The following is a 14,604-nucleotide window of genomic DNA, read 5'->3' as shown; positions in this document are numbered from 1 at the left end:
TGTCGCGCTCCCGACGACCGTAACAGTGCGTACGCGAAGGCTCTACCGGATGTAAGGGCTCCGGAAAATCGAGCCGATCGCGCCGGCTGGTCCACCGACCCCGGCACCTCACGGCTCCTCGCCTTCCTGGAGACGAAGACGGTCTGGCACCCGATCGGGGTGTGACGGTGCGCTTGCCTCCGCCCGGCAGCACGCGCAGGCGGAGGTTCGGCCGGTCTTGCGTCCACGGCGCGTCCGGATTCTGAACCGGCCCTGCGTACGGGCGCGTTGCAGCCTGGCGGCGAGCTTCGGATGAGCGGGCGAGCGGGCGAAAGTTGTACGTTCCTCCGCATGGACGACGAGACCTCCGGGCCGGAGACCTGCTCTCTGGCCCAGGCCGCAGACCGGCTCGACAGCCTCGTACAGCGAGTGGCACAGGCACGCGAGCGGATCGCGATCACTGATCGGGGGCAGGTGGCTGCCGTACTGATCAGTCCGCAGGAGCTGAGGGACCTCGAACAGGCGCTGGCCGCGGCCGAGTACCGAGCGCAGTTCGTGGGGATGCCCGCGGAGCAGAGAAAGATCAGCGAAGTGCTCGGCCGTGAAGGGGAAGAGGGCTGAGGCATTGCCCGGTCCGGCGGGGTCACACAGGCGCGCGATGACCGACAATGGTCTCTCGTGACCGACCCCCACGACATATCGCGCCGGCCGCGCGTCATTCTGCTCACCGGGCCCTCCGGCTCCGGGAAGTCCCGTCTCTCGGCGCGCAGCGGGCTGCCCGTCATGCGGCTCGACGACTTCTACAAGGAGGCCGGCGACCCCACGTTGCCCCCGCTGCCCCACGGCCACGGCGTGGACTGGGACTCGCCCGCGTCGTGGGACGCGGAGGCGGCCGTGGCCGCGGTGCGTGAGTTGTGTGCGAGCGGGCGTACGACGGTGCCGTTGTACGACATCTCGCTGAGCGCCCGCGTCGGCAAGGAGACGCTCACGCTGGACGGCGCGCGGCTGTTCATCGCCGAGGGCATCTTCGCGGCGGACATAGCGGCCCGCTGTCGCGAACTGGGGCTGCTGGCCGACGCGATCTGTCTGCGGGGGCGTCCGTCGACGACGTTCCGGCGACGGCTGCTGCGCGATCTGCGTGAGGGGCGTAAGTCCGCGCCGTTCCTGCTGCGCCGGGGCTGGCGCCTGCTGCGGGCGGAAGAGGCGATCGTGGCGCGGCACCGGGAGCTGGGAGCGCACCCGTGTGCACGGGACGAGGCGGCGGAACGGATCAGGCGGCTGCGCGAGGCCCGTACGGCACGTACGGCGATGTGAGCGCGGAGCGCGGAGAAGCCGGGCGCCACGAAACCGAACTGCCGCTGCTACGGGCGGACTTGGAGCCGGCGGCGGAGCCGTCCGGCTCCGGGCGCGGGAGGAGAGTCCGTAGAAGAGACAGACCACGGAAGGCACACCGCAGAAAGGGAGAGAGCGGGTTCGGGCAGACCCCCCGGTTGCCCGTCCCCGCTCTCTCGTCCCGTCCCCCCCGGACGGGGTTTCCCCGTGTTTCCCCTCTGTTCCCCCGTGTCCCCCGTTCCACCCCCGAGGGGCTCCCCTGCCCCTCTTCCCGAGGCCCCCGTCAAGGGCCCATCCCCCGGCCCTCGTTCCTCAGGTGTTCAGTGGTCCTCGCGGTCAGGCGACCAGTTCGCCGAAGCACTCCTCCTGGTCCCTGCCGAAGCTGAGAACCTCGTCGTCGCGCAGGCGGCGCAGCGAGCGCCAGATGCTGCTCTTCACCGTGCCGACGCTGATGTTCAGTATGTCCGCGATCTCCGGGTCCGTACGGCCCTCGTAGTAGCGCAACACCAGCATGGTGCGCTGGAGTTCGGGCAGCCGGGCGAGCGCCTGCCAGAGCACGGTGCGCAGTTCGGTGCCGCGCATGGCGTCCTGGTCGCCGGCGGTCTCCGGAAGCTCCTCCGTCGGGTACTCGTTGAGCTTGCGGCGGCGCCACGCGCTGATGTGCAGGTTCGTCATGGTGCGGCGCAGGTAGCCGCCGAGCGCCGCCTTGTCGCTGATCCGGTGCCACGCACGGTACGTGGAGAACAGCGCGCTCTGAAGCAGGTCCTCCGCTTCGAAGCGGTCGCCCGTGAGGTGGTAGGCGGTGGCGTACAGGGAGGCGCGGCGCTCGCGTACGTAGGCTGTGAACTCCGCCTCCGACGCGGCCTCTTGCCGTGCTCCCGGCTCCTCCCTGTACTCACCGTCCCCCGTGCTGCGGGCCTCCCCTCGAAGGCCCTCCACCGCGGTGATGTGCGGCGGCCGTACACGCCCGGAAGAACGGACGCACCCTCGCCCTGTCATTCCGGACTTCTCGGCGACCTTGTTCGTCTGGTTCGCGGGAACCGACGGGGTGTGCAGGCGCGTGTGAATTACTGCGCTGACGTTGTCGCTGTGCAGTGTGTTCATCTTGCGCCCCCCTCGGGCAAACCTGGTCGCTCGCTGATGACGTACACATTGCCCCGTCGATTTCATCGAGAGGTCCCCCGACTGTCACAGCGGTGTCACAAGGACTCGGGTGCCCGTGTCCCGCCGCGTGAGCTGCGGTGACCCGCCGGTGACGGAGCGTGGGGGCGGGGCCGGGACTGCCGGTCGGGCAGCTACGTACGGTCGAAGTGTGAGGGGGGCATGGGACAGAATGGCCCGCGTGCCTTTCCTGTTGCTGATCGAGGACGACGACGCTGTCCGTACGGCTCTTGAGATGAGCCTGACGCGGCAGGGTCACCGCGTGCTGACCGCCGCGTCCGGCGAGGACGGCCTCAAACTGCTGCGCGAGCAGCGGCCGGACCTGATCGTGCTGGACGTGATGCTGCCCGGCATCGACGGCTTCGAGGTGTGCCGCCGTATCCGCCGCACCGACCAGTTGCCGATCATCCTGCTCACCGCGCGCAGCGACGACATCGACGTCGTGGTCGGGCTGGAGTCGGGCGCGGACGACTACGTGGTCAAACCCGTGCAGGGCAGGGTGCTGGACGCGCGTATCCGTGCGGTGATGAGGCGCGGGGAGCGGGAGTCCAACGATGCGGCGACCTTCGGCAGTCTCGTCATCGACCGTTCCGCGATGACGGTGACGAAGAACGGCGAGGACCTTCAACTGACGCCCACGGAGCTGCGGTTGCTGCTGGAGCTGAGCAGGAGACCGGGGCAGGCGCTGTCGCGGCAGCAGCTTCTTCGGCTCGTGTGGGAGCACGACTATCTCGGCGACTCGCGTCTCGTCGACGCGTGCGTGCAGCGGCTGCGCGCGAAGGTCGAGGACGTGCCGTCGTCGCCGACCCTGATCCGTACGGTGCGCGGCGTCGGATACCGGCTGGACGCTCCGCAGTGACGGAGCCGGCGCAGCCGACGCTGGACCTGGGGCACGAGCGGAACAGCGAGCGGGAGCAGGAGCGCGAGGAGCGCATACGCGGCTGGGTCGCCGGGGTGCTGCCGACGCTGCGGCTGCGGCTCGTCGTCGTCTTCGCGCTGGTGGCGCTGACCGCCGCGGTCTCGGCCTCGGGGATCGCCTACTGGCTCAACAGGGACGCCGTGCTCACCCGCACGCAGAACGCCGCGCTCAACGACTTCCGCAAGTCCATGGAGGACAGCGCCGGAAGTCTTCCCCGCCGCTACGACTGCGGCCAACTGCGGGACGCCGCCGAGAAGATGAGCGGCACGTCGCAGAACTACGAGGTTCTCCTCACCGGGCGGAACGCCGACGGCACCCGCTGCGCCGTCGCCTCCGACCCGGGCAGCTTCACCATGAAGGACGTGCCGGTGCGGCTGCGTACGGCGGTCGCCAAGCGCCGCCCCGTGGACGCGGGCAACTCCTACCCGTACCACCTGTACTGGCAGCGGACCACCGAGGAGGGCGGCAACGAACCCTTCCTGGTGGGCGGCGCGAAGATGATCGGCGAGGGGCCCACGCCGTCGGGCTATATGCGCAAGTCCCTCTCGCCGGAACGGGACGATCTCAACTCCCTGGCCTGGTCGCTGGGCATCGCCACCGGGCTGGCGCTGGTGGGCGCGATGCTGCTCGCGCAGGCGGCGGCCACGACAGTGCTGCGGCCCGTACGCCGGCTCGCCGACGCCGCGAGGCGGCTGGGCGAGGGGAAGCTCGACACCCGGCTGAAGGTGTCCGGCACGGACGAACTGGCAGAGCTGTCCCGCACGTTCAACCGGACCGCGGAGTCGCTGGAGCACCGGGTCGCCGATCTCAGCGCCAGGGAGGAGTCCTCGCGGCGCTTCGTCGCAGACATGTCGCACGAGCTGCGTACGCCGATGACGGCGATCTCCGCGGTCACCGAGGTGCTGGAGGAGGAGCAGGAAAACCTCGACCCGATGATCGCCCCTGCCGTGCAGCTCGTGGTCAGCGAGACCCGGCGGCTGAACGACCTGGTGGAGAATCTGATGGAGGTCACGCGCTTCGACGCGGGCACGGCGAAGCTCGTCCTCGACGACGTCGACGTGGCGGACCAGGTCACCGCCTGCATCGACGCCCGCGCATGGCTCGACGCCGTCGAACTCGACGCCGACCGGGGCCAGATGGCGCGCCTCGACCCGCGGCGGCTCGACGTCATCCTGGCCAACCTCATCGGCAACGCCCTCAAGCACGGCGGTTCCCCGGTCCGCGTCTCGGTGCGTACGGAGGAGCCCCCGGCGGGAGGCCCCGGCGAGCTGGTGATCGAGGTCGCCGACCAGGGGCCCGGCATCCCCGAGGAGATGCTTCCGCACGTCTTCGACCGCTTCTTCAAGGCCAGCGCCTCCAGGCCGAGATCGGAGGGCAGCGGCCTCGGGCTGTCCATCGCCCAGGAGAACGCTCAGATCCACGGCGGCTCGATCTCCGTACGCAACGACACCGAGCACGGAGGCGGCGCCGTCTTCACCCTCCGGCTGCCACGGGAGTCCCAGGAGCGTCAGGCACGGGAGGCGGAGCCCGGCAGACCGGGCGACGGCGGCGCGACAGGCCCGGGCGGGGCGGACAAGAGCAAGGGCAAGGGCGGCGGCGACAGAGGCCGCGGCAAGGGCAGAGGCTTCGGAAACGGCGAGGGGAAGAGGGGGGACCGTTGAGAAGCACCGCACCACACAGCACCACCGCCGCTGCCACCGCCCTCCGCCGTCCCGTCCTCGTGCTCGCAGCGCTGGCACTGCTCGGCACGCTCACCACGGGGTGCGGTATCCGCTCGACGTCCGTTCCCGTCGACGCGGGCGCGGCGCCCTCCCGTGTGAGCTGTGTGCTTCCAGGCGGCCGGGAGAGCTCCGACAGCGGCGACGGCGGCAACCTTCCCGTGCGGGTCTATCTCGCGTGCGGCTCGCGCGTCTCCCCCGTGGACCGGCGCGTGGCGCTGCCCGACGGCGACGACTCGGAGCGGCTGCCCGTCGCCCGCGGGCTGCTGGACGCCCTGCGTAAACAGCCGGACTCGGAGGAGGAGGCAGCCGGGTTCAAGACGGCCGTGCCACGCGCCCTGAAGGTGCACGGCCCGTCCGAGGGCGACCCCGCGGCGGCACTGCGCCTGAGCGAACCGCTGCGCGACCTGCCGGCGTTCGCGCTCGCGCAGATCGTCTGCACCTACGCGGACACGGCCGCCGCCGGTTCCGACCGTTCGGTGATCATGGGCGGTCCTGCGAAGGCCGAGGACGGCGCGGGCCCTGGGGGCTCCCAAGAGGCCGAGCCGCTGCGCCGGTTCAGGTGCGACACCGATCTGCGTACGCGCCCCGACGCGGCCGACAACGCCGGTACGCCGCTGTGAACGGGCACCGGAACCGCGCGCCGGAGCACGGCGTCCTTGGTGATGTGCAGCGTCATGGCCGTGGCGGCGGTACCGCCGCTCACGCTCCCCGATTCCGCGTAGCAGGGCTCGTTCTGCTGGTCGCGTATCTGGCCGTCGTCGGATGGCTGGCGCTGCGTCCCCTTCCGGTGCCGTGGGTGGCGCCCGCGAACCTCCAGCCGTTCGCCACGATCCGCGCCGACCTCGACGAGGGCTCTCTGGAGGCGCTCGCCCGCCTGGGCCGTGGGCTGGCGCGGCTGGCTCCGCTGGGTGTGCTGCTGCCGCTGGCGTGCGGGCACCTGGACCGCCCGCTCGCCGTGGTGTGCGCCCGTACGGTCGGCGCCGGTGCGCTGATCTCGTCCGCGACGGTGCTGTTGCAGTCGGGAGTGCCGGGCCGTTCCGTGAACGTCGACGCCGTGCTGCTGAACTCCGCCGGAGCGGGCCTGGCGTCCCTGCTGCTCTTCCCGCTCATACGGGCGTGGCTGCGGCGCCGTTCCGCGCGGACGCCCGGGTGGGGCGGCTCCGTCCACGGTACGGGTGCGCACGACGCGCTCCCCCTGCGGGACGAGACCTCCGGGGGCGCTCCCCCGAGAGCGGCCAGGGTCGGAATCGCACCGTAGACCGACGCCGCGGGGTGTGCGTGCCTCCTAGCGTGGAAACCGGACGTCGAGGAACGACGCCCAGTGAAGGAGTCGCGTCATGCCCGCACTTGTACGCCCGCGCGAGGACCGCTGGATCGGCGGTGTCTGCGCCGGACTGGCACACCGCTTCGGGATGAAGCCCAACACGATGCGCCTGATCTTCATAGTGTCCTGCCTGCTGCCCGGCCCGCAGTTCCTGATCTATCTGGCGCTGTGGATCCTGCTGCCGAACGGCGACGAACGCACCGCCTGGTAGCCGCACACACCGGTCTACGGGCTCGGCCCACGGTCCGCCTCCGCGGATGAGGTCGTCGAGCCGCAGGCCCGTCGGCCGGGTCACGAGCCCGTACGAACCGAGCGGGGCCGCACCCGGCGACAACCGGGGCGGCCCCGCCGTCGCAGGGCCCGTGAAGCCCCGAGGTCACTCGCGGAAGAGCCACTCCGACTTAAGCTCGGCATAGCCGGGCTTGACCACGTCGTTGATCATCGCGAGACGTTCGTCGAACGGGATGAACGAGGACTTCAGAGCATTGACCGTGAACCACTGCATGTCGTCGAGCGTGTAGTGGAACGTCCTCACCAGGTGCTCGAACTCCTGGCTCATGCTCGTACCGCTCATCAGCCTGTTGTCGGTGTTCACCGTGGCACGGAAGTGCAGCCTGCGCAGCAGCCCGATGGGGTGCTCCTCGTACGAAGGGGCCGCGCCCGTCTGCAAGTTGGACGACGGGCACAGCTCCAGCGGGATGCGCTTGTCCCTCACGTAGGACGCTAGACGGCCCAGCTTCACCGACCCCGTGCCGTCCTCCTGGATGTCGTCGATGATGCGCACGCCGTGGCCCAGCCGGTCCGCGCCGCACCACTGGAGTGCCTGCCAGATGGACGGCAGGCCGAACGCCTCGCCCGCGTGGATCGTGAAGTGGTTGTTCTCACGCTTGAGAAATTCGAAGGCGTCCAGGTGGCGAGTGGGCGGGTGGCCCGCCTCGGCACCGGCGATGTCGAAGCCGACGACGCCCAACTCGCGGTAGCGGTTGGCGAGTTCGGCGATCTCCAGGGCACGTGCCGCGTGCCGCATCGCGGTGAGCAGCGCACCGACCCGGATGCGGGCGCCCGCGGCGCGGGCTCGTCGTTCGCCCTCGCGGAAGCCCTCGTTGACGGCCTCCACCGCCTCTTCGAGGGTGAGGCCCTTCTCCAGGTGCTGCTCCGGGGCGAAGCGGACCTCGGCGTAGACGACGCCGTCCGCCGCGAGGTCCTCGGCGCATTCGGCGGCGACCCGGGTCAGTGCCTCGCGGGTCTGCATGATGCCCACGGTGTGGGAGAACGTCTCCAGATAGCGCTCCAGCGAACCGGAGTCCGCGGCCTGCCGGAACCAGCGCTCAAGGCTCTCCGCGTCGGTCGCGGGCAGCGCGTCGTAGTCGGTCTCGGCGGCCAGTTCGACGATGGTGGCGGGTCGCAGACCACCGTCGAGGTGGTCGTGGAGCAGCGCCTTGGGAGCGCGGCGGATCTGCTGCGGGGTGGGAATCGTGTTGAGGGTCTGGCTCGTCATCCACGTACTCTAGCTCCTACGCGCGTAGATGGCATCTGCACCCTAACTTCCGTTTCGCGTACGGGAGTTGTGCCGTCGACGAGCAGCGTCATGCGCTTCGATACGCAATGGTGATCCGGCGACACCCTACGTGCACTCCGGCTTCTGCCATCGTCTTCCCTATGGCTCAGCAAGCTTTGCCCGAGCGGGAGGCCCGGCTGGGGCGGGCGATGGGCGCGGACGCCTCGGGGGCGGCCCCGCACGCGGTGGTCCTGCTGCTGCCCGGCGGCGGCGTGGAGCACAGCGCCCGCCGGCGGTCCGCGTTCGCCGCGGCCGTGGTGCGGCCTCTCGCACGGCGGCTCGTACGCGGCGCTCACCACGGCGAACCGGACACGTCGCTCGTGGCACACGTCGTCCACTACCGCTACCGCGGCTGGAACGGCGAGGCGGCGCACCCCGCCTGCGACGCGGAGTGGGCCGTGGAGGAGGTGGTCAAGCGCTACGGCGACGTCCCGGTCTGCCTGGTTGGCATCGATGTCGGCGCGCGTGCGGCACTCCGCGCGGCCGGACACCCCATGGTCTCCTCGGTGCTGGCGCTGTCGCTGTGGCTCCCCGAGAACGACCCCGACAGTCCTGAACGGGAGCCCGTACGCCAACTCCTCGGCCGCCAGGTGATGTTCGTGCACGGCACCGACGACGAGCACACCGATCCCGAACTGTCCTACCGGCTCGCGGAGCGGGCGAAGAAGGCCAACGCGGACGTGTGCCGCTTCGAAGTCCACACCGACGGGCACGGGTTGCACCAGCACAACGCGGAAGTCAGGGCGCTGGCCGAGAACTTCGTCCTCGGCACGGTCTGCGGGCGCGACTTCGCCCGCCCCCTCGTCGACGCGATGGCGGCACCGCCGCCGCTCGGGCTGCGTATGCCGCTTGCGACGGGATTCGGACAGAGCCTGCGGCGCTAGGGGCGCGTTCGGGCGGAGCGGCGCGGGTGGGCATGCGCGCGGACTCCCAAACGGGCGGCCCCAGTTCGGCCCCCGCCCGCTCCCCTGCCCGCGCCTGTCACACAGCGCGAGCCGCGTGCACCGTCGTGGCCGTCAGATAGAACGCGTCCGGCCGGTGGAGGACGCCCTGCGGTGAGTCCTCATCGAGCAGGACCTCCAGTACGCGGGCGTCGTCCGGGTCCAGCCATTCGCCCAGCGTGTCCCTGGCGCGGGCCAGCCTGTCGTAGAGATGCGCACGCGCCCCCGACGGCAGGGGGCGCGGGCAGGTCCGTGAGGAAGGTACGCGTCCCGGCAGGCGCCATGCCCGCGCGGGCCAGCATCGCCGCCCAGTCCTCGACGACACGCGTATGACCCGGCAGGGCCTCGCGCATGGCGGTGTAGCGCTCCTCGTTCGCCGCCTCCAGTCGTGCCAGCAGCCCGGGGCGGCCGAGTCCGATGTCGCGGGGCAGATAGCGGGGCGACAGGCCCCGTTCGACGACGGCGAGCAGGCCGCCCGTACGGACCGCTGCCGCCAGCGAGTCGAGCGCGGCCTGCTGGTCGCCGATGTGGTGTACGACGTTGCTCGTCCAGATGAGGTCGGCGCTGCCCAACCCGCCCAGTTCCTGCGGGAATCGGGCCTCCCGCACGGTGATGTTCGAGGCGGCGCCCTCGCGCTCCGCACGGTCGCGCACCCGCCGCAGCAGCCCCGGTTCGCCGTCGACGGCGACGACTTCGGCCTGCGGGAAGGCACGTGCCAGCAGGACCGTGAAGACCCCGGGGCCGCTGCCGAGGTCCATCACGCGCTCCGCCGTGTCCGGTCCGCAGCCGCCTTCGAGCATCAGGCCGCGCAGCCAGGCGAGCGCCTCCTCCACGAAGGGGACGCGCAGTTCGGCTTCCCGTTCGAGGTGGGCGGCCATGGCGTCCCAGTCGATGTCGTCGTGGCCGTGTTCCTCGTGGTGGTGGTCCTGGCCGAGGCCAGGGTCGCGGCCGTGGTCGTCGGCATGGACACGATCCTGGCCGTTGTGTGCGCTCACGTTCTCCTCCTGGTACGTATGCCGGTCGTCACCCCGGGAGAAGCCTCCCGCGACGGCTGAGCAGAAAGCCCTTGAACGCGGCTACCGGCGGCGTGTCGGGGCGCCCCGCGAGCCAGGCGACACCGATCTCGCGCACGGCGCGCGGCGCGGTCACGGTCAGTTCGCGCACGCCGGGACGCGGCACGGTCGGCGGGGGCAGCAGGGCGACGCCGAGGCCCGCGGCGACCAGTCCCCTGATCGTCTCGGCCTCCTCCCCCTCGAAGGCGACCCGCGGGGTGAATCCCGCCTCGGCGCACAGGGATTCCAGGATGCGGCGCATTCCGTAGCCGCGTTCCAGGGTGACGAAGTGCTCGTCCGCGGCCTCGGCGAGACGTACGCGGCGGCGGCCGGCGAGAGGGTGGTCGTCGGGTACGACGAGGCGCAGCCGCTGCTCGTCGAGGCGGCGTGCCACCAGGTCGGGCGCCTCCGGTACGGGCGAGGTGAGGCACAGGTCGAGCTCGCCCGCGCGAAGCCGCTCCAGCATGGCCTCCCCGTAGTTCTGCACGAGTGCGAAGCGGACTCGCGGGTGTTCGGCACGGAAGGCACGGATGAGCACGGGGACGGTCTCCCAGCCGAGCGTGTGCAGGAAGCCGAAGGCGACCTTGCCCTTCGCGGGGTCGGCGTCCGCCCGTACGGACTCGGCGGCCTGCTCGACCGCCGCGAGGGCCCGCTCCGCGGAGGCCAGGAAGGTGCGCCCGGCGGGCGTCAGGGAGACGGTGCGGCCGTGGCGGGCGAAGAGCGCGACGCCCAGATCGTGCTCAAGCCGGGTGATCGCGCGGCTCAACGTGGACTGGGGGACGCCGAGTTCGGCCGCGGCACGGGTGACGTGCTCGTGCCGGGCGACGGCGGCGAACTGTGCCAGCCGCGGGGTGAGCGAGGCTCCCCAGTCCGATGTGACAGAGATGTCTTTCTCGTTGCGTGCCGGTGACATGACCGCCTCAGCAGTAGTGATGCACGAGGGGAACGGTTGAGCTGGTTCTGTGCATTGGACGCATCAGTGGAGGAATCGTAGCGTCGAAGCATGCCATCCGCCGATACCGGGGCGTCCGTCCATACGGGCGCCGCCACCGACGCAAACGCCCCCGACTTCCGCCCGGCCCCGGGCCACAACTCTGGCGACGACCGCGACCGCCACCGCCACCGCGACCGCCGTGACGATCGCGCTGCCCGCGCAGAGCGGGCCGACCGCGACACCCGCGCCGAAGGCTCCGACCACTGCGACGACGGCGACGCGACGAAGCTGAGCCCCGGCGACCCCGGCCACGGCAGGATGCGGCTCGCCCTCTTCGCCGCGGGGCTGGCGACCTTCGCGCTGCTGTACTCCACGCAGGCCCTGCTTCCGGAGATCTCCCGCGATCTCGACGCCGATCCGGGCCTTGCCAGTTGGACGGTCTCCGGCGCGACGATCGGCCTGGCGCTGGCGGTGCTGCCGCTGGCGGCCCTCTCCGAGCGCTTCGGGCGGCGCCGGATGCTGACGGCGTCGATGTCGGTCGCCGTGGCGCTCGCCCTGGCCGTGCCCTTCGCACCGGACATGGGCACGCTGATCGCGCTGCGCACCCTCCAGGGCGCGGCGATAGCGGGCGTACCGGCCTCGGCCATGGCGTATCTCGCCGACGAGGTGCGCGGCAGACATCTGGTCGGCGCCACCGGCCTGTTCGTCGCGGGCAACAGCGTCGGCGGCATGAGCGGACGCGTCCTCACCGGCTGGGTCACCGAGGCGTGGGGCTGGCGCATGGGACTGGCCGCCGTCGCGGTGTCATCGCTGCTGTGCGTGGCGGCGTTCCGGCTGCTGGCGCCCAGGGCCCGCCACTTCCGGCCGAGCGCGCTGAACGCACGGGGCCTGGCCCGTACGGTCTCGGCACATCTGCGCGACCCGCTGCTGGCACGTCTCTACGCCATCGGCCTGCTGTTCATGGTCGTCTTCGGCGGCGTCTACACGGTGATCGGCTACCGCCTGACGGCCGAGCCCTTCGGTCTCTCACAGGGCCTCGTGGGCTCCGTGTTCGTCATCTACCTGGTGGGCACGGCGACTTCGGCCGCGGCGGGCCGCCTCAACGCCCGACTGGGACGTCGGGGCACGATCTACGCGGGCATCGTCACTGCCTCGTCGGGACTGCTGCTGAGCCTCATGGACAGCCTGGCGGCGGTCGTCGCCGGGCTCGTGCTGATCACGGCGGGCTTCTTCGCGGGGCACACGGTGGCCTCCGGCTCGGTCAGCCGCACGGCCACAAGCGGGCGCGCACAGGCGTCGGCGCTGTACCAGATGACGTACTACACGGGCAGTTCACTGGGCGGCGCCCTGGGTGCGGCGGCCTTCGCGGCCGGGGGCTGGGCGGCGACGGTGACGATGACGCTGGCCGCGATGGTCCTCGCCACGGGCGTGACGTTCTACGGCACCCGCAGCGCGGCGGCCGTCCACCGGCGGCGCCTTCGGGAGGCACGGGCCTGAGGGGTCACGGGTTGCGGGTTATGGGTCACAGCACGACGCGGTACGCGCTTGAGGAGCGCGGTCCCCGGCGGGTCGGGCCGGATGTCACTCGGCGGGGAAGTCCCCGGTGTCCAGGGTGAGTTCGAACGGCGCGGGCAGCCTGATCTCCTCGCCGGTCTTGACCGCCGTGTGAACGCGGTAGACGTCGCCCGTCGGCTCCCCGTAGAGGGTGACGGTCGGCCCTGCGGGGGCGTGGCCGTCCACAAGCAGGTAGAGCGGCACTCCGGCCTGTGCGTAGGCGGCGGGCTTGCTGATCCGGTCGTGGCCCGCGTTGGAGGGGGAGGTGATCTCCACGATCAACTCGGCCGCGGCGGCGGGGACGTAGTTGCCGGGTTCGTTCAGCGCGGCCTCCGGGACAACCGCCAGGTCCGGAATGAACAGACCGCTGCGCGAGGGGACGGCGACGCCGAGCGTCTGGTAGATGCCCCAGTCCTCGGGGATTGCGGCCGTCAGACGGCGCTGGATCTTCCACGCGATGCTGTTGTGGCTGTTGGCGGGCGCGGGCGACACGGTGACGATCCCCTCGATGATCTCCACCCTGCTGCCCTCGGGCCCGTCGGTCTGCTCCCAGACCTGGACCAGGTCGTCCCACTCCTGGCCTCCGGCCGGGCCGTGGTCGACGGTGAGTGCGCTCATGGCGGTCTCCTTCATCAGTACGTCACCGACTCCAGCATGCCGAAAGGGACGAGCAGGGCGCTACCGGCCACCCTCACCCGAAAGTGAACGTCGCGCGGCTTGACGGCACCGGCACCGGCACCCGCCGTCAGCGGCACGAGCACCGCACCCGCACCGTCACCCCGTCACACGCTCCAGCACGATCGGTGTGATCGCGAACTCCGTGCCCTGCGGGGCGATGTCGAACGCGCCCGCCAGCGCCTCCAGTGCGTACTGGAACGTCTCCGGGGTGTCCGAGTGCAGCGTCATCAGCGGGCGTCCCGCCGTGACGGGGTCGCCGGGCTTGGCGTGGAGTTCGATGCCCGCGCCCGCCTGTACGGGGTCCTCCTTGCGGGCGCGGCCCGCGCCGAGGCGCCAGGCGGCGACGCCCACCGCGTAGGCGTCGAGCCTGGTGAGGGTGCCGGACGCCGGGACCATGACGGGCTGCTGCTCCCGCGCGGTGGGCAGTTCGGCGTCCGGGTCGCCTCCCTGGGCGGCGATCATGCGGCGCCAGTGGTCCATGGCGGTGCCGTCGGCGAGGGCCTTGCCCGGGTCGGCGTCCGGCAGTCCGGCGGCGGTGAGCATCTCCTGGGCGAGGGCGAGGGTGAGTTCGACGACGTCGGCGGGGCCGCCGCCCTCCAGTACCTCGACGGATTCGCGTACTTCGAGGGCGTGGCCGACGGTGCCGCCGAGAGGCGTGGCCATGTCGGTGATCAGCGCACGGGTGCGCACTCCGTGGTCGTTGCCCAACTCGACCATGGTGGAGGCCAGTTCGCGTGCGTCGTCCACGGACTTCATGAAGGCCCCGGAGCCGGTCTTCACATCGAGCACCAGCGAGTCTGTGCCCTCGGCGATCTTCTTGCTCATGATGGAGCTGGCGATCAGCGGGATCGACTCGACGGTCCCGGTGACGTCGCGCAGTGCGTAGAGCTTCCGGTCCGCGGGTGCCAGCCCGCTGCCCGCCGCGCAGACGACCGCGCCCACGTCCGTCAGGACGCGCAGCATCTCGTCGTTGCCGAGCGACGCGCGCCAGCCCCGCAGGGACTCCAGCTTGTCGAGGGTGCCGCCGGTGTGCCCCAGACCGCGGCCCGAGAGCTGCGGAACCGCGGCACCGCAGGCGGCCACCAGCGGCGCCAGCGGCAAGGTGATCTTGTCGCCGACGCCGCCCGTGGAGTGCTTGTCGACGGTGGGCCGGTCGAGGCCGGAGAAGTCCATCCGCTCGCCGGAGGCGATCATCGCCCCGGTCCAGCGGGCGATCTCGGGGCGTGACATGCCGTTGAGGAGAATCGCCATCGCCAGCGCCGACATCTGCTCGTCGGCGACCTCGCCCCTGGTGTAGGCGTCGACGACCCAGTCGATCTGCTCGTCGGTGAGCGTGCCGCGGTCCCGTTTCGTACGGATGACGGAGATGACGTCCATGGACATAGAGCGGAAGTCTCCTTCATGCGAAGCGCCCTGCGGGTAAGGACAGGCCGTAGGGCGGGGTCGGATGC

At 71.3% G+C, this 14,604-nt stretch carries 15 protein-coding genes; 9 read left to right on the top strand and 6 right to left on the bottom strand.

Translation table 11 applies throughout. The annotated features are described in order from the left end of the window. Nucleotides 1-330: 330 nt before the first annotated feature. A complete protein-coding gene (locus MMA15_RS18110) occupies nucleotides 331-600 on the top strand; it encodes a type II toxin-antitoxin system Phd/YefM family antitoxin (protein WP_241061070.1) in 270 nt (89 codons plus the stop codon). 57 nt (nucleotides 601-657) lie between these two features. After that, nucleotides 658-1,293, top strand: coding sequence for an ATP-binding protein (locus MMA15_RS18105; RefSeq protein WP_241061068.1), 636 nt, complete (start codon nucleotides 658-660; stop codon nucleotides 1,291-1,293). A 354-nt stretch (nucleotides 1,294-1,647) separates the two neighbouring features. Here the strand turns inward: MMA15_RS18105 and MMA15_RS18100 are convergent, their stop codons facing one another. After that, nucleotides 1,648-2,415, bottom strand: coding sequence for a SigE family RNA polymerase sigma factor (locus MMA15_RS18100; RefSeq protein WP_241061066.1), 768 nt, complete (start codon nucleotides 2,413-2,415; stop codon nucleotides 1,648-1,650). A 238-nt stretch (nucleotides 2,416-2,653) separates the two neighbouring features. Here MMA15_RS18100 and afsQ1 point away from each other — a divergent pair, with 238 nt between their 5' ends. The 5 genes from afsQ1 (at nucleotide 2,654) to MMA15_RS18075 (ending at nucleotide 6,647) form a co-directional block, all read left to right on the top strand. Beyond that, nucleotides 2,654-3,331 carry a two-component system response regulator AfsQ1 gene (gene afsQ1, locus MMA15_RS18095; RefSeq protein ID WP_241061064.1) on the top strand — a complete coding sequence of 226 codons (678 nt, stop codon included), beginning with the start codon at nucleotides 2,654-2,656 and terminating at the stop codon, nucleotides 3,329-3,331. After that, a complete protein-coding gene (locus MMA15_RS18090) occupies nucleotides 3,229-5,052 on the top strand; it encodes an ATP-binding protein (RefSeq protein ID WP_372498266.1) in 1,824 nt (607 codons plus the stop codon). Before afsQ1 ends, MMA15_RS18090 begins: the two co-directional genes overlap by 103 nt. Beyond that, complete coding sequence (locus tag MMA15_RS18085) at nucleotides 5,049-5,732, top strand: hypothetical protein (protein ID WP_241061062.1); 684 nt, start codon at nucleotides 5,049-5,051, stop codon at nucleotides 5,730-5,732. Before MMA15_RS18090 ends, MMA15_RS18085 begins: the two co-directional genes overlap by 4 nt. Before the next feature lie 44 nt (nucleotides 5,733-5,776). Continuing rightward, nucleotides 5,777-6,370, top strand: coding sequence for a VanZ family protein (locus MMA15_RS18080; protein ID WP_241061060.1), 594 nt, complete (start codon nucleotides 5,777-5,779; stop codon nucleotides 6,368-6,370). Nucleotides 6,371-6,449: 79 nt separating this feature from the next. Continuing rightward, nucleotides 6,450-6,647, top strand: a complete 198-nt coding sequence (locus MMA15_RS18075) for a PspC domain-containing protein (protein WP_241061058.1) — start codon at nucleotides 6,450-6,452, stop codon at nucleotides 6,645-6,647. 165 nt (nucleotides 6,648-6,812) lie between these two features. Here MMA15_RS18075 and MMA15_RS18070 read toward each other — a convergent pair whose 3' ends face one another. After that, complete coding sequence (locus tag MMA15_RS18070) at nucleotides 6,813-7,934, bottom strand: adenosine deaminase (protein WP_241061056.1); 1,122 nt, start codon at nucleotides 7,932-7,934, stop codon at nucleotides 6,813-6,815. Nucleotides 7,935-8,095: 161 nt separating this feature from the next. Between MMA15_RS18070 and MMA15_RS18065 the strand changes: the two genes are divergently transcribed. Further along, nucleotides 8,096-8,878, top strand: a complete 783-nt coding sequence (locus MMA15_RS18065; protein WP_241061054.1) for an alpha/beta hydrolase — start codon at nucleotides 8,096-8,098, stop codon at nucleotides 8,876-8,878. A 179-nt stretch (nucleotides 8,879-9,057) separates the two neighbouring features. On the opposite strand, the gene MMA15_RS18060 is transcribed toward MMA15_RS18065, so the two are convergent. Then, on the bottom strand, nucleotides 9,058-9,930 hold the full coding sequence (locus MMA15_RS18060; protein WP_308290558.1) for a class I SAM-dependent methyltransferase: 873 nt from the start codon (nucleotides 9,928-9,930) through the stop codon (nucleotides 9,058-9,060). A 28-nt stretch (nucleotides 9,931-9,958) separates the two neighbouring features. Next, nucleotides 9,959-10,900, bottom strand: a complete 942-nt coding sequence (locus tag MMA15_RS18055; protein WP_241061052.1) for a LysR family transcriptional regulator — start codon at nucleotides 10,898-10,900, stop codon at nucleotides 9,959-9,961. A 90-nt stretch (nucleotides 10,901-10,990) separates the two neighbouring features. Here MMA15_RS18055 and MMA15_RS18050 point away from each other — a divergent pair, with 90 nt between their 5' ends. Continuing rightward, the gene (locus MMA15_RS18050) at nucleotides 10,991-12,418 is read left to right on the top strand and encodes an MFS transporter (protein ID WP_372498265.1); all 1,428 of its coding nucleotides are present in this window, start codon (nucleotides 10,991-10,993) and stop codon (nucleotides 12,416-12,418) included. An 84-nt stretch (nucleotides 12,419-12,502) separates the two neighbouring features. Here the strand turns inward: MMA15_RS18050 and MMA15_RS18045 are convergent, their stop codons facing one another. Together MMA15_RS18045 and MMA15_RS18040 are read right to left on the bottom strand one after the other, a co-directional pair. Next, the gene (locus tag MMA15_RS18045) at nucleotides 12,503-13,093 is read right to left on the bottom strand and encodes a Uma2 family endonuclease (RefSeq protein ID WP_241061050.1); all 591 of its coding nucleotides are present in this window, start codon (nucleotides 13,091-13,093) and stop codon (nucleotides 12,503-12,505) included. 156 nt (nucleotides 13,094-13,249) lie between these two features. Continuing rightward, nucleotides 13,250-14,530 carry a thymidine phosphorylase gene (locus MMA15_RS18040; protein WP_241063268.1) on the bottom strand — a complete coding sequence of 427 codons (1,281 nt, stop codon included), beginning with the start codon at nucleotides 14,528-14,530 and terminating at the stop codon, nucleotides 13,250-13,252. Between the last annotated feature and the right edge of the window lie 74 nt (nucleotides 14,531-14,604).

Source organism: Streptomyces marispadix (assembly GCF_022524345.1).
In the GTDB taxonomy this organism is placed as follows: Bacteria; Actinomycetota; Actinomycetes; order Streptomycetales; family Streptomycetaceae; genus Streptomyces; species Streptomyces marispadix.
This window is presented reverse-complemented; position numbering and strand designations above follow the sequence as displayed.

Bases quoted from the DNA above. Each gene is read 5' to 3' on its own strand.
- MMA15_RS18075 (WP_241061058.1), top strand. From the start codon at position 6,450: ATGCCCGCACTTGTACGCCCGCGCGAGGACCGCTGGATCGGCGGTGTC.
- MMA15_RS18040 (WP_241063268.1), bottom strand. From the start codon at position 14,530: ATGGACGTCATCTCCGTCATCCGTACGAAACGGGACCGCGGCACGCTC.
- MMA15_RS18050 (WP_372498265.1), top strand. From the start codon at position 10,991: ATGCCATCCGCCGATACCGGGGCGTCCGTCCATACGGGCGCCGCCACC.
- MMA15_RS18065 (WP_241061054.1), top strand. From the start codon at position 8,096: ATGGCTCAGCAAGCTTTGCCCGAGCGGGAGGCCCGGCTGGGGCGGGCG.
- MMA15_RS18055 (WP_241061052.1), bottom strand. From the start codon at position 10,900: ATGTCACCGGCACGCAACGAGAAAGACATCTCTGTCACATCGGACTGG.
- MMA15_RS18045 (WP_241061050.1), bottom strand. From the start codon at position 13,093: ATGAGCGCACTCACCGTCGACCACGGCCCGGCCGGAGGCCAGGAGTGG.
- MMA15_RS18100 (WP_241061066.1), bottom strand. From the start codon at position 2,415: ATGAACACACTGCACAGCGACAACGTCAGCGCAGTAATTCACACGCGC.
- MMA15_RS18110 (WP_241061070.1), top strand. From the start codon at position 331: ATGGACGACGAGACCTCCGGGCCGGAGACCTGCTCTCTGGCCCAGGCC.
- MMA15_RS18070 (WP_241061056.1), bottom strand. From the start codon at position 7,934: ATGACGAGCCAGACCCTCAACACGATTCCCACCCCGCAGCAGATCCGC.